The sequence below is a fragment of the Alteromonas lipotrueiana genome (assembly GCF_019249245.1).
GTDB lineage: Bacteria > Pseudomonadota > Gammaproteobacteria > Enterobacterales > Alteromonadaceae > Alteromonas > Alteromonas lipotrueiana.
Window position 1 is genome coordinate 77215 of sequence record NZ_JAESDK010000011.1, and the last position, 13531, is coordinate 90745.

Consider the following 13531-nt stretch of genomic DNA (forward strand, 5'->3'; position numbering starts at 1 on the left):
TATGGGCGTATTAATGGGGGTGGTGGCGTTGTTTATTGTATTAAACGCACTGACCCTAATGTACCGCGCACGCCTGTTGTTTATGCTCAGACTACGGCAGCTGGGCGTAAGTAAGGCTAGCCTGCTGCTGGCGTTAATGAGCGAGCTGGCCCTGTATTGCGCTATTGCCGCGCCACTGGGCGTGCTGGCCGCAATCGGGCTAACCCGCCAACTGACGCCGATGCTGCAATCCACATTCGAAGGACTGCTTGACAGCGCTTTTGTTGCCCCTTCGCCGCTGTTAACCGAAATGATGAGCGGAGCTTTTGTTACCAGCTTTGCAGCTCTGGCGCTGTTTTTTGTGATTCCGGCGCGCCAGTTATCCCGGGCGTTACTGGCTTCTCACATCCACCGTCAGCCTATGTCGGTGCTGATACGCAGCATTATTACCATCGGCGTTGTTGCTATTGTGTTGTTGGGCTTGGTAATGGCGAACTCTACTTTTAGCGCGTTGCTGGCTGTAGCCGGTGTATTGTTGGGCGGCTGTGGCGTCATTTTATTGTGGTTGCCGGCTTTCACCGGCCTTATCAGTACGCTTGTTCCCGCTTCGCGCCCCCTGCTGAGTTATGTAGCAGCCAGTACCCATCGTTTATCTGCCAAAAGCCGGTTGTCGGTATGTGCCTTTTTTATCGCGTTGGCCGCGAATATTGGTATGAATGTGATGACCGATAGCTTTCGACACGCTACTGAAAGCTGGTTACAGCAGCGTTTGGCCGCACCGGTGTATTTATACGCTGATGATAAGCCCGCGCCCGGAACAATTGCTGCTCATATAGATGCCCGGCATTTGTATCGCGGCGTTACCACGATTAACCAGCAGCAGGCAACAGTGCGCAGCTACGCTGCCGACAGCACTGCGCAACATAGCCTTACACTGGATACGCTGTATCCGGGCGGCTGGTCGATGTTTGCTGCAAATAAAGCCGTATTTATCAATCAGCAGTTGGCGTTCAGGCATGCGGTGGCCCCTGGGGATAGCCTGACCATAGGGCCGGTGTTCACACAGAGCAAGCAAAATCCGGTGTTCTCTCAATCTACAACCTACACCGTAGCCGGAATTTATCCTGATTATGGTAATCCTGATAGCCAGCTTTTGTTACCGTCAGACCAGTTCTCACCCGCATCGGGCTATGCGGGGGTTACGGCGCTGTATCAGGCCACCCCGGAAGATTTGGCCCGGCTTGCCGGCCTGGGGGAGATTTACGACACCCCGCAGCTATTGAAAAAGTCGATGCAAACCTTCGATCGTACCTTTGTCGTTACCGATGCTTTGAATGTTGCTACATTACTGGTCGCCGGAATGGCTTTCGCGGTATCGGTAAGTGTCATCACTTTAGATTTACGGCCTCAGCTTAATGTATTACGAACTATGGGCATAGGTCAGTTGCAGGTGAAAGCCATGCTTACTGCTCAGTATATGTTGCTGCTGACGGTCAGGCCACCACGCTTGCTGAATCTGATTTATCGATACAGGTATTGGGTTACGAGCGCATCAACAAACGCAAGGTGCCGGTAGAATGGCAAATCGAGGTGGCCCAGCCCACCCTTTCACTAACTGTTAAACCATTTAAAAAAGGCCAGTGGAATGCCAGTCGTTTTTCGTATTACGAAGGCCGGGTAGAAGTCTCCGGAAGCCATCACGGCGATGGCTTTATGGAATTAACCGGTTATCAGTAAACCGACCAGTTGATATGCTTGGTAAGCGAGGTGAGCGCAGCCATCCCCATCAGTGAATTGCCCATCGGGTTAAGCGCCGGAGAAAATACACAGATAGAAAAACGACCAGGCACTACCGCAATAATACCTCCGCCTACTCCACTTTTGCCCGGCAGCCCAACCTGGAACGCAAAGTTTCCAGCTTCATTGTACATGCCGCTGGTCGCCAGCAAAGCATTCACCTGGCTTGTCTGTGAGGGCGTCAGAATCTGCTCTTCAGCGCCTTTTGAATACCCTCTGTTGGCCAAGAAGCTACCCGCTTTGGCTAAATCGACACAAGACATCTCCAGTGCACAATTATAAAAATAACTGTGCAGTACTTCTTCAACTTCGTTTTCAAAGTTACCAAAAGCTTTCATCAAATACGCTGAAGCGGCATTACGGGCTCGATATTCAAATTCTGAGTCGGCAACATTTCGATTGGCAATGATTTCGTCGTTTTCAGACAAGCGCCTGACAAAATCGCGCATAGCTAGATGCGGAGATGCAAAACGAGATTGATTCATGTCACTGATAACCAATGCACCGGCATTGATAAACGGATTCCGGGGCACGCCATTTTCGTATTCAAGCTGTACCAGTGAGTTAAAAGGCAGGCCCGAAGGCTCACAGCTGACCCGATGCCAAAGGTCTTCCCCATAGTGATTGATGGCCAGTACCAAGTTAAATACTTTTGAAATACTTTGAATCGAAAACGGTACGTGGGCATCACCTACGGTAGAAATGTTGCCGTCATTATCGCAAATAGCAATACCAAATTGCTGCGATTCTACAGAAGCCAGCGCGGGAATGTAGTCGGCCACTTTCCCGCGGCCTAACATAGGAATTACTTCTTTATAAATCTTATCTAATAATGATTGCATTGCCTTTGTCATAACCTATGACCGATTCGGCCCTCCTAAACATCACAGGCCTTAGATACCCGCATAGTCAATAAAATAGTGGGTAAAAATAGACGTTATTGCATTACTTTGCAATGTGACAAAAACCCATTCAACAAACACTTACGTGCCAACTGATACGCGCGGCGCTCTCAGCAAGATCGGGTTTATCTGCTTTACGCAAGCACGCTTCATCCATCAAAAAGAAAAATTTCGCTTTCTCAGTCTCGGTTTAGCCCTTGCCAGTAAGAGCGTTAAAAAACCGGGTGGGCGTAGATAAATAATATCACCGGGTGCTGGATTCGGAAGTTTGCCGATCAAGCTCGGGCAGCGGCGAGAGAGATACCCGCTGACCATTACTGGCACTGCGACGAGCTGCATCCAAAATTTGCATGACCCGCATATTGTTTTCCAAAGACGATAGATCGTAAGGGGCCGGGGTAATACTGCCCTCTATTACCGCTTTTAAATAACTGAAAGGATCATCATAGGGGTATGGCCGTTCTTCTAAAGTCACCCGGGTCTCGTCAAAGTCGTCGTAATTTCTGGCGGTGCGCTGGCGAAATTGGGTGCGGTTGTCGGCGTACAATACACCAGAAGTGCCGTATACCTCCATATCTTTGCGCCCGATTGGCCAATTCCAGGAGGCCTGTATGACCGCCTGGTTGTCGGGGTACGATAAGATAATAGTGGCTTCGTCATCTACATTCGGATGATTGGCAGGTTGCAGTTGCTCGGTAATGGCACTCACATGTGTAGGCATCTGGCCGTTTTTCAGCCAGGTCATTAAATTTGCACCATAACAGCCAAAGTCCATCAGTGCGCCACCGCCACTTTGTGCCGGATCTAGCAACCAGTCCAGAAACTCCGCGTTAATATCGAGTTTGACCGGGCCCTTGTGCCCGTCTCGTACAATCACTTTGCGCAACGGGCCTACAGCATCATTTTCTAGCTGATGTTTTACTTTATGATTAGTGGGATACCAGGTGGTCTCGTAATTAGTGAGCAAATGAATTTGATGTTGTTTCGCCAGCTTATACATTTGTCTGGCGTGCTTCATGTTCAGCGCCAGTGGTTTTTCGACCATAACATGGATGCCTCTGGGCGCCGCGGTTTGTACTACCTCCAGATGCTCGGCAATACTACCAAAAGCCGCCAGCGCAGCAGGCCGGGTCTTATCCAGCATGGTAGCCATATCTGGGTAAACCAGGTCCATGCTAAAACCATGGCGTTTGGCATAGCGACGGGCCAGTGCTTTATCTGGCTCAACAATACCGCTGATAACAAAGTCTCCGCGCTTCTGGCTTTCAAATATCCAGTGAACATGGGTATGGGTAAGTCCCACCACCCCAATATTGAGTTTATCCTGCGCGTTGGTAGCAAATGCAAACATAAGTATGGTCCAGAATATTATGTGTTTCACCTAAGGTTCCCTGTGTAAAAAAACATCATGATACCTTAACCGTTTAAGTTGCTGATTGCATCTGCATGAAACCCCACTTTTTAAGTTCAGAAGGAAAAACGGGGCATCAGGCTGTAATAAAAACGCCCGACATGCTGCCGCGCTTGCAGAGAACGGGTGTGACTGGGTAGATTTTTGTTCGCACTAACCAATTTCAAGTCACTATCTTTACAGTGCTTTTTTGCATACCAAAAAAACGGATGGTTGCCGGTTGCGCTGAACCTCTTTTGCGTTTTTTTGCCTTACGTTAATACTGTGGCCACTACTGCCGGATGCGGTCGAATGTGATAGCACCGCTCAATAGAATTATTTTTGAACAATTTGTTGAAACCCGCAATCGACTACTGTATAAATTAACACATACTGTATAAACATCGAGTGCTTTCTATGTTAGTGCATCTTTCTATAAAAAACTTCGCTGTGGTAAAACAGCTTTCGGTTAACTTTGAAGCAGGTTTGACTGCTATTACGGGTGAAACCGGTGCGGGTAAATCTATTGCTATCGATGCGCTTAGCCTTTGTCTGGGCGAGCGCGCCGACGCTGGAGCGGTCAGAAAAGAAGCCGCTAAGGCAGAAATTGTGGCGCACTTTTCTATCGAAAAAAATGCCGCAGCTAAACAATGGTTAGCAGAGCAAGAACTAGATTGTGAAGAGGATCCTGATGGTTGTTTTATTCGTCGGGTAATATCCCGTGAAGGGCGCTCAAAAGCCTTTATCAATGGTACAACGGTATCCTTACAACAACTTAAATCCTTGGGTCAGTTTTTATTAGCTATTCACGGCCAAAACACCCATTTGCAGCTGTTAAAAGAAGACGTACAAAGAAAACTTACCGATAATTACGCAGGGCATTCAAAGCTTACCAGTGACGTAAGTATTGCCTATCGTAGCTGGCAACAAAAACAGTCAGAATTAACGCAACTTCAGCAAGCTGCTCAAAACCGCACTGACCGTCAACAGCTATTGGCTTATCAGGTAGAAGAGCTTAACGACTTTGCTATTGCTGATGGTGAGTTTATTGAACTGGAAATTGAACACCGCCGCTTAAGTAACGGACAGTCTTTGCTTGAACAGGCGCAAACCAGTTTTTTTAACCTATATGAAAATGATGATGGCAATGCATTGTCTATTATCCAAACGAGCATGGATAATCTAAGTGCTTTAGAAGAACACGATGCAGCGCTTAGCCCAATTTTAACACTGTTAAACGATGCGGTTATTCAGGTAGAAGAAGCTTCGCAGGAGCTGCGAGCCTATTGCGATGCGCTTGAAATAGATCCCCTTCGGTTACAGCAAGTTGAATCGCGTTATAGCAAGGCAATGGAACTTGCCCGTAAGCACGGTGTAGAACCAGAAGCGCTTTACACTTTTCATCAACAACTCGTTGATGAATACACTGCTTTGAATCAGCAGGAGTCTCAGTTAGAGCTGCTAGAGAGTGAAGTAAAACACGCTAAGCAGCATTATGCTCAAGTCGCTGAAATACTGTCTGAATCACGACAGTCGGCAGCCAAAGATTTTGGTTTTGCTATTGAACAGCGCATTAAAAAGATGAACATGGAACACGCAAAAGTCTGGGTAGACGTTCACTTTAATGCATTGAAAGCCCCCTCGGCATCTGGGTTAGATGATATTTCGGTGAAAGTCTCAACCAATCCCGGCCAAGATCCTGATCGCCTGGATAAGGTGGTATCAGGCGGCGAGCTTTCACGTATTGGGTTAGCCATTCAGGTTATTGCCAGCGACCATAACACTACCCCAACGATGATTTTTGACGAAGTAGACACGGGAATCAGTGGACCTACTGCTTCGATAGTCGGCGAGCTGCTGCGCACACTGGGCGCGGACAATCAGGTAATGTGTGTTACCCATTTACCACAGGTTGCCGCGCAGGCGCATAACCAGTTGTTTGTAACCAAGCTTACCGATGGCGAAAGCACTGAAACACGTATGTTAGCGTTAACCGAGCAAGACAGAGTAGATGAACTGGCTCGTTTGCTGGCGGGAGACAAAGTTACCGATGCAGCATTAGCTAATGCCCGCGAATTATTGAAATGTGTTGCATAGAACTAATAAGCGGTTGATCGGTCATACTTGACTGGGGTAGCATGCTTCGCACTATCCCATGCTTTCGCTGCTATTGCTTTTTTAGCAGCGGGTAAATAACAAATTAAATGTGACTGGATTAAACACTTACATGAAGTTGTATCAAACTATTTTGCTCGCTACCGTTATTTTCAGTGCTACGGCCTGCTCAAATTGGATTTACAGAATTGATGTGCCTCAAGGTAACTTTCTTGACGCTCGCGATGTAAAAGAATTACGTGTAGGAATGAGTAAAGAACAAGTTACCTACGTATTAGGTAACCCGGTAGTAGAAGATTCGTTCAATAATGATACCTGGTATTACGTTTACGATATGAAGCGTGGTATGAGTAAGCGCGGAAAGGATTTTCAGAAACAGCTCATTTTATCTTTTGATGAAAATAAGCTAACCAATGCCGAAGGCGATTTTGAATTTTCTGAAGAGTTTGACACCCCGCTAGATCAGTAAAAAAAGCTGTAAAAATTCGATTTTTTCACTCTGATTTTAACAGTAGTTCAGGGCAATAATTCCGGTCGTTTACGGACGAAATAATTGCCTTGTGTTTCTACAATAGCGTCTTTCTGGTCCATAATGTTGTTCTTCGTTTTATAGTAATATTCTGATTTGAAATCATCTCACTACTTCAATAAAAGCTAAGGCAGCTTATACCTGGTAATATCTTAGGCTCGTGGTATTAATACCGCCCTACCTTTTTAACACCCCACATTTTCTGCCGGTTTTCATCACCTTCGATAACTGGACTCATGTGCAGCCCACGATTTATCGTGTTTTAGCCATTCTGATAAAGTTTACTGACTATTTTGTTTACGTAGGGCAGTAATAGAGAAAAACCCTAATACTGGAAGAATAATTAACGTTAAAAATGACGAAGCGCCTAATAATGCCGCGCTCAAAATAGCTGCCGCCCAGAGCAAGCTTGTGGTAATTACTTTATTATTGCAGTTCATTGTGATCACCTTTTGGGTACTCAATTAAATAGTTACATACGTTAAGCCTACTATTTAAAAACATAATTGAACAATAAGTAAACAAACGGAATTGTTACCAGATGTATCAGAGACCAAGGTAATAGTATAATTTGGGTATTAAAGCTAGAGTGTAAAGCACGTAACCAGTCATCCTATAAAATGTATCAGCTTGCCCTATATCCTTGGTGCTCAAAGAGGCAAATATAAGTTTATGTATACAATATTATCTACTATCAAAACTAAGTTCCTGTTCTCAGCTGCTTAACAATCTGGTTTATTGCCGTTGAGTCTGAACAAGGGGCCAGTACCCTCTGAATATGACCCATGCGTTAATCTCATGAATATCAGTGCCCAGACCTGGGTTTGTCGATAAAACGAAATATGTTGCTAACGTGAAACCCAAGAGACTTTAAAAGTTATCTTTGTCAACAAAGTTAGCCCACCTCTTTATGTCCACAATAGAATTTACATAGGTCTAATCAGATTTTTTGTCTTGGGGTTTGCGACGAGTTCGCTCGTCTCTGGTCACCCAATCCTCTAATGCAGACCCAGGATCTTCTTCTCCTGCTATGCTCGACTCTTCAGGCGCACCTGACTTTGCATCTTCATCTTTCAGATATGATTTGTCCTGAGTGTCGTCTTTGGAATTTTTAGGCATAAGTATTCACTCCAGGTTTTGTTGAATAAACCAAAATGGTATTTTAATTGCTTCAGATACAGTAGCTTGCCGGTTACAAAGCAAGCTGCTAGCTGACTTTAGCTTATCGTGTACTGTAATTTGTAAATACGCAGTATGATGCTGCGTAGTTCAATTTCATCGAGTCATTCAATTGTGGCTAAACCGGCCCTCGTTGTGCTTTATATCGATGACAGTAATAAAAATGATAATGCTGAAGAAACTGGATCTTACAGCGGATCTTTGATACCCTAACTAAGTCAAAAAAGAACAGGAGGATGTTATGATTAAATCATTTACCAAGTTCTTTCAGCGTAAACACCCATACACCGTGGCATTTTATATTGGAAGAAAGAAAACACAGAAAATTTTTGATTGTAAAATCAAAAAGAAAAAGGACTTGCTCTCTGCTAAATAAGTAGTGAGATTGAAGTAAAATCTCGTTATTTTAATAGTCTCTGAATAAGACGAATACGTTTTTGTTAGTCACCTATAAATAAGACCTGTAGTTAGTTTTTCAGGCCGAGGTTATAAAAACTAATTGAATTTTGAACGTACGCTTTAGAGCAATTTTCAAAGCATTCTTGCTTTATTTCTGATGTTTAAAGTGAAACCCCGCTAGCAATAGCGGGGTTTTTTATTATCTTAGCCACTTTTTATAGATACAATCCACAAAGGGCTACTTAAAAGCTGATATCCCATTGTGCTCTAATCCGGTTATCATCATAGGTTGTATTGTCGAGCGACTGTAAGTCAAACTGTGTAAAATCTACAGTCACCTTGTTATTATGCCCTGATACAAAATAGTTAAAGCCTATCGTATGTTCTTCGTTCTTACGCTCTATTCCTATTTTTTCTGAGGTGTAGGTTGCATAACGCCCCACCAACTCAAGTTGTCTTGGCCACCAGCTCAACTTTTCATTTAAAAAGTAGCCGGCCTGCGCATAATAACCGTCTATAGATAAATCAGATTGCGCAGCTGAAGATACTTTTTTGTCGTGATATTCAGCTTCTACACTTAACCCTTTATACATGTAAGATAAATCGAAGACATATTGATTTACATGTACCCGTTCATCAGTCGACTCCCAACGCGGCACCTGTCCGCCCCCAGAGCTAGAAAAACGACTGTACTCACCTTCAATGCTGGCTGCGGCTACCCCTAATGAAAGTGCAGGCTCTTTATGTCGGTCGACGTCAGCGGTGATAAGCTCTACGCCGCCACCTAACGGATTCCATTGAAAACGCCCATAGTATAATGGGTCGCCAGGCCCTGAAAGACTATCGCCTCGGCCCGTTCCTGAGCCTATACCAACCCAGTAATTAATGTCTGAAAGGGTATTTTCGTTAAGACGGCCATAAATAGCAGCAGCATTATGACGATCTATGGTCACCATTCTATTAACAATAGAGCGGTCAACCAAATGTTGTTTTCCACTACTGATACTGCGTTCACGGGAATATTCGAGTTTCCACTGACCAATTTTAAAACTTAATGCTTTGTATTTTTCGACCTTAAACCCATAATCGATAAATATTCCGTCCCCAATTTCAAACTGCGAAAAATATTTTAACCATGGCTTATAAATATGGCCTGAAGCTTTAAAGCGTGAGCGATTTATATTAATAATTCGTTTTTCATCAGCAAAAAAGTCATCTGCTGCGCGGGGATCGCTGTCATAATCTGAGGTGTAACGCATTTGCACTCGTGCATCAAATTTCATCGAGGCAAAAGACGAATCATCGCCCAACGTTATTCCTTCACCGTACGGGTATAACGTGTCTTGTGCGTTAGTATCGACAACATATGAAGTTAGCGATATCAGTGAAGCTGCACAAAGGCTCAACTTAGTTTTGAGCACTACGTTTCTCCCGGTTCACTTTAAAATTCAGGATGCGCAGTGTAGTGAGTTGTCCACTCTAGTCAAGAAAAACTAATCCTTCTTAGCATTACAATTTCTTTTAGCGATTTTTCTATTTGAAGGCAATATATGTCACACTGTTTAAATCGCACATTATTATAGCTTTGACATGTTCAAACCCGCCAAAACCAAACCTTGTTCGCACTGCAATACTATTGCACAAATCAATAACGGACGCTGTTCTCACTGTAACTGTATTGCTGATACGTTTGTTTACCGAAGCAAGATTGCAGCCGCAACATTGGCTTTTTTCGGAGGTGCGGTTGGCCTGCATAGATTTTACCTTGGCCAGTGGCGTGGTATCTTTTATGTGCTATTTTGCTGGACTCCTATTACCTGGATTGCGGGCATTATTGAATCTATAATATTTTTATCTACCTCTCAGAAAAACTGGAATTTAAACCACAATCTTGGAATTTGGGCAGGCCGTGAAAACGGTAAAGTTTTAGGCATTTTTATAGCTTTAGCGGTCATAATGTTACTAGGGGCATTCACATTAGTGAGTTGGTTGCCTTTTAATATGGCCAACCAGGTTTTTAACGCCCAAAAAGAGCAGCGCCAGCGTATTGAGGCAGCTGAGCACATTGCTCAAGCTACAGAACATTACTTATTAACCTACGACCGCCGGCCAGAAAACCTCGGTGAATTAGAACTTGATAATGCGCTTATTGCTCCGGCCAAAGCCTCTATTCGCTTTAATCGGGGTCAAATTCATTTGTTGCCGTATAACAATGCAAATACCGAAATAATTATGCTACCGGTGGTTTTAAAAGACGAAGTTCTTTGGGATTGCACCACGCCGGCGTTACCGCAGATTATGCTTCCCCGCCAATGTCGCTGAGAGTATATGAATTATCTTGCACATTTGGCTTTAGCCCAACCCACCAGCGAATCGGTACACGGAAATCTTCTGGGCGACTTTATGAAAGGCAGCAACATTGAACAGTTCAGTATGCCTGTGCAACGAGGGTTACAAAATCATAGATTCGTTGATAAATACACCGATCATCATCCAGAAATTCATAGTATTAAAAACAAGTTTTCAGCCGAACGACGCCGTTTTGCCGCAGTTATTATTGATGTAAGTTTTGATCATTACCTTATTCGCCACTGGTCACGTTTTTACGAACAGTCTTTCGCACAATTTTGCGAGCAGCGGTATGCATTACTCGAACAAGCGCTACCTTATATGCCTGTAACCATGCAAAGTACGGTTAACAGCATGCTGAAGCACCGTTGGTTAGATGTGTACGCTACCCCCCAAGGTTTGAGCGGCGCCCTGGACAATACTGCCACGCGTATTCGTTTCAAGCATCGCTTTTCTGGCAGCATTGAGGAAGTACTGAAGCATTATCATGTGCTGGAACAAACCTTTTTAAGTTTTTATCCTCAGCTAATGCGGTCGGTCAGTGAGCAAAAAATTGAATCCGGTCACGAATCAGGCGGCAGTTACTGAAATATCGATGACAAGTTCAAGGAAAAATAAAATACCACCAATTAAACCGCCCACAATGGTCCCGTTGATACGTACTTTTTGCAAGTCTTTGCCGATGTTCAGCTCTATTTGTTCAGCCATCTCCCGTTCATCCCAGTTTTCAATAGTGGTTCGTATATGACTGGTCAGAAAATCGCTAACCTGAGGGCCCAAATAAACTGCGCTATTTATAACTGCTTCATTAATCGTATGATTTAAAGCCTTGTTGGCTGCTAAGGTGTTGCCAAAATCCTCTAACATACTTTGAATATGATAACGCAAACGACTATCTGGCTGACTTAAGTCATGCTGTATATAAGCCCGCAGATCAGTTAAAACTAATCCCATATAATGGTGCAGCGTTTCATTGTCTAATAAAGCTTGCTGCCATTGCTGCAGTTTTTCACCGGTTTGCTTGTCGTGTTCTATGCGACGAATCATTATTGCGACGTAACGATCGAATGAGCGCCGTAGTGGATGGTTCGGATCTTCATTAATATCGGCGATGGTGCTTACTATGGCGCGCGTTGCAACCTGAGCCCCCTGCTCGCTTAACCACTGGGTGGGCAGAAATTTTTCAAGTCTGCGATACTCTGTACGTAACCACTGATGTAATTTAGCGGTCATGAATTCCTGTGTGGTCGGTTGTTGTAACAGTCGCGCCGCTTTATTGATGAGTTGGTCAAGTAGCTCCTGATGTCGCCCTTCCCGGGTCAATACCCGTAGCGTTCCGCCCGCCAGCGGTCTCACATCAAGTTTTGCTAATAATTGCCGGACATTCTGCGTCAACACATTTTGTACTGACTTATCGCTTATCATCGATAATGTTCCGGCACCGGCATCACTTATAAAGTGCGCCAAGCGTTTAGAATTGTCAGGTTTTTGAAGCCATGCAGCTAAGTTGTCCGCCGGATGGGAATGACGAACCAGCTGCCCTATGGCTGCAGGATTAAAAAATTTCTCTTTTACAAATTCGGCTAAGTTGGCCGCGATACGTTTTTTATTTGCCGCGACAATATTAGTGTGAGGAATAGGGTATTGTGGCGGTATTGGTTTAAATAGCGCTGTAACTGCAAACCAGTCGGCCAGCCCCCCCACTAATGCGGCCTCGCTAACCATTTTAAAAAAAGCGACGTAAGACAGCCACCCTGCCTGGCTAAAACGATGCTCAAGAAAGGTAGTGATAACAAACAGCACTGCTGCAATAAACAAGCATGCGGCAGCCTGATTCTTTGCCCGGGCTAACTGTTGCGCTTTCAAAGGCCTCTCCTGGCTTAAAATTGTTATTCAATACATTAAGTGAATACTTATACATACAGAAATGGCCTGCAAGGCAGGCCATTTCTTCTAAACAAATTAATGTCTAATTATACAAACTTAATCCCACTGTGGGCCAAAGTCCGGATCAACAATACGGTCGCCGTTATCCAGATTATCAATAAGTTCCATATCTTCAGCTGTAAGTTTGACCTTTTCAAAATCAAAGTTATCTTGCAGGTGATCAGGATTAGTTGATGAAGGAATGGTGTAATAGCCTTTTTCTTTAATCCAGGCCAGTGTTACCTGTGCAGGGGTCGCATCATGTTGTTGCGCGATATTCTGCAAGGTTTCGCTTTTCATCACTTTGCCTACCGCAAACGGCATATAAGCGGTCACTGACATACCAAGTTCGTTGGCACGCTCGGCCACTTTGCGATTCTGCATAAACGGATGAAGCTCTATCTGGTTGGTTAAAATCTCACCTTCACCCAGAATTTCAACTGCTTTTTCCATTTGTGCAATGGTGAAATTCGACACCCCAATATTGCGAGCCAACCCTTCTTCTTTCGCTTGTGCCAGACTTTTGAGGTATTCCTCCATGGGCACCTTATCATCAGGAGATGGCCAGTGAATCAATAACAAATCAACATAGTCCGTTTTTAGCTTTTCAAGGCTTTCATGGACGCTGGCAATAAAGCTCTTATTGCCAAAGTGATCAAACCAGACTTTTGTTGTTAAGAAGTAATCTTCGCGTGCAATACCGTTGGTTTGAAGTGCATCACCTACTTGTTCTTCATTACCGTAAATTTGAGCAGTGTCTATGTGTCTAAAGCCAATTTTCAACGCATCCAGCACTGACTTGCGTGCGGTGTCATCTTCTAATCTGAACGTACCTACACCTAGTTGTGGCATGTTTTGCATGTTCACTCCTCGTTTATGGTTAAATTTATCGTGCTGTCAGTCATTAATTTAAATCTGACTTACCCAACGCGATTTACCACATTGTCTACGCGTACGCTGACCAGA

At 44.3% G+C, this 13531-nt stretch carries 12 protein-coding genes; 5 read left to right on the forward strand and 7 right to left on the reverse strand.

Annotated features, from left to right (window positions below):
• Window positions 1–1398: 1398 nt before the first annotated feature.
• Window positions 1399–1716, forward strand: a complete 318-nt coding sequence (locus tag JK130_RS09060; RefSeq protein ID WP_218354033.1) for a lipocalin family protein — start codon at window positions 1399–1401, stop codon at window positions 1714–1716.
• On the opposite strand, the gene glsB is transcribed toward JK130_RS09060, so the two are convergent.
• Both glsB and JK130_RS09070 read right to left on the reverse strand, forming a co-directional pair.
• Window positions 1710–2618: a glutaminase B gene (gene glsB, locus JK130_RS09065; RefSeq protein WP_218353993.1), complete on the reverse strand. Its 909-nt coding sequence runs from the start codon at window positions 2616–2618 to the stop codon at window positions 1710–1712. The two genes, JK130_RS09060 and glsB, sit on opposite strands and share 7 nt — an antisense overlap.
• Window positions 2619–2922: 304 nt before the next feature.
• Complete coding sequence (locus tag JK130_RS09070) at window positions 2923–4059, reverse strand: Gfo/Idh/MocA family protein (RefSeq protein WP_343210991.1); 1137 nt, start codon at window positions 4057–4059, stop codon at window positions 2923–2925.
• Window positions 4060–4485: 426 nt separating this feature from the next.
• Here JK130_RS09070 and recN point away from each other — a divergent pair, with 426 nt between their 5' ends.
• Window positions 4486–6165, forward strand: coding sequence for a DNA repair protein RecN (gene recN, locus JK130_RS09075; RefSeq protein ID WP_218353994.1), 1680 nt, complete (start codon window positions 4486–4488; stop codon window positions 6163–6165).
• Window positions 6166–6295: 130 nt separating this feature from the next.
• Window positions 6296–6652: an outer membrane protein assembly factor BamE gene (locus tag JK130_RS09080; protein ID WP_218353995.1), complete on the forward strand. Its 357-nt coding sequence runs from the start codon at window positions 6296–6298 to the stop codon at window positions 6650–6652.
• Window positions 6653–6993: 341 nt separating this feature from the next.
• Here JK130_RS09080 and JK130_RS09085 read toward each other — a convergent pair whose 3' ends face one another.
• The 3 genes from JK130_RS09085 to JK130_RS09095 form a co-directional block, all read right to left on the reverse strand.
• Entirely contained in the window at window positions 6994–7152 is a 159-nt protein-coding gene (locus JK130_RS09085) for a hypothetical protein (protein WP_218353996.1), read from the reverse strand.
• 496 nt (window positions 7153–7648) lie between these two features.
• Window positions 7649–7831 carry a hypothetical protein gene (locus tag JK130_RS09090; RefSeq protein ID WP_218353997.1) on the reverse strand — a complete coding sequence of 61 codons (183 nt, stop codon included), beginning with the start codon at window positions 7829–7831 and terminating at the stop codon, window positions 7649–7651.
• A gap of 701 nt (window positions 7832–8532) precedes the next feature.
• Window positions 8533–9711, reverse strand: a complete 1179-nt coding sequence (locus JK130_RS09095) for a porin (protein WP_218353998.1) — start codon at window positions 9709–9711, stop codon at window positions 8533–8535.
• A 169-nt stretch (window positions 9712–9880) separates the two neighbouring features.
• On the opposite strand from JK130_RS09095, the gene JK130_RS09100 reads away from it, so the two are divergent.
• Together JK130_RS09100 and JK130_RS09105 are read left to right on the forward strand one after the other, a co-directional pair.
• The gene (locus JK130_RS09100) at window positions 9881–10612 is read left to right on the forward strand and encodes a TM2 domain-containing protein (RefSeq protein ID WP_218353999.1); all 732 of its coding nucleotides are present in this window, start codon (window positions 9881–9883) and stop codon (window positions 10610–10612) included.
• Between the two features lie 6 nt (window positions 10613–10618).
• A complete protein-coding gene (locus tag JK130_RS09105; RefSeq protein WP_218354000.1) occupies window positions 10619–11227 on the forward strand; it encodes an acyl carrier protein phosphodiesterase in 609 nt (202 codons plus the stop codon).
• Here JK130_RS09105 and JK130_RS09110 read toward each other — a convergent pair.
• Entirely contained in the window at window positions 11210–12505 is a 1296-nt protein-coding gene (locus JK130_RS09110) for a DUF445 domain-containing protein (protein ID WP_218354001.1), read from the reverse strand. The genes JK130_RS09105 and JK130_RS09110 overlap by 18 nt on opposite strands.
• Before the next feature lie 117 nt (window positions 12506–12622).
• Window positions 12623–13426, reverse strand: a complete 804-nt coding sequence (gene dkgB / locus JK130_RS09115; protein WP_218354002.1) for a 2,5-didehydrogluconate reductase DkgB — start codon at window positions 13424–13426, stop codon at window positions 12623–12625.
• Between the last annotated feature and the right edge of the window lie 105 nt (window positions 13427–13531).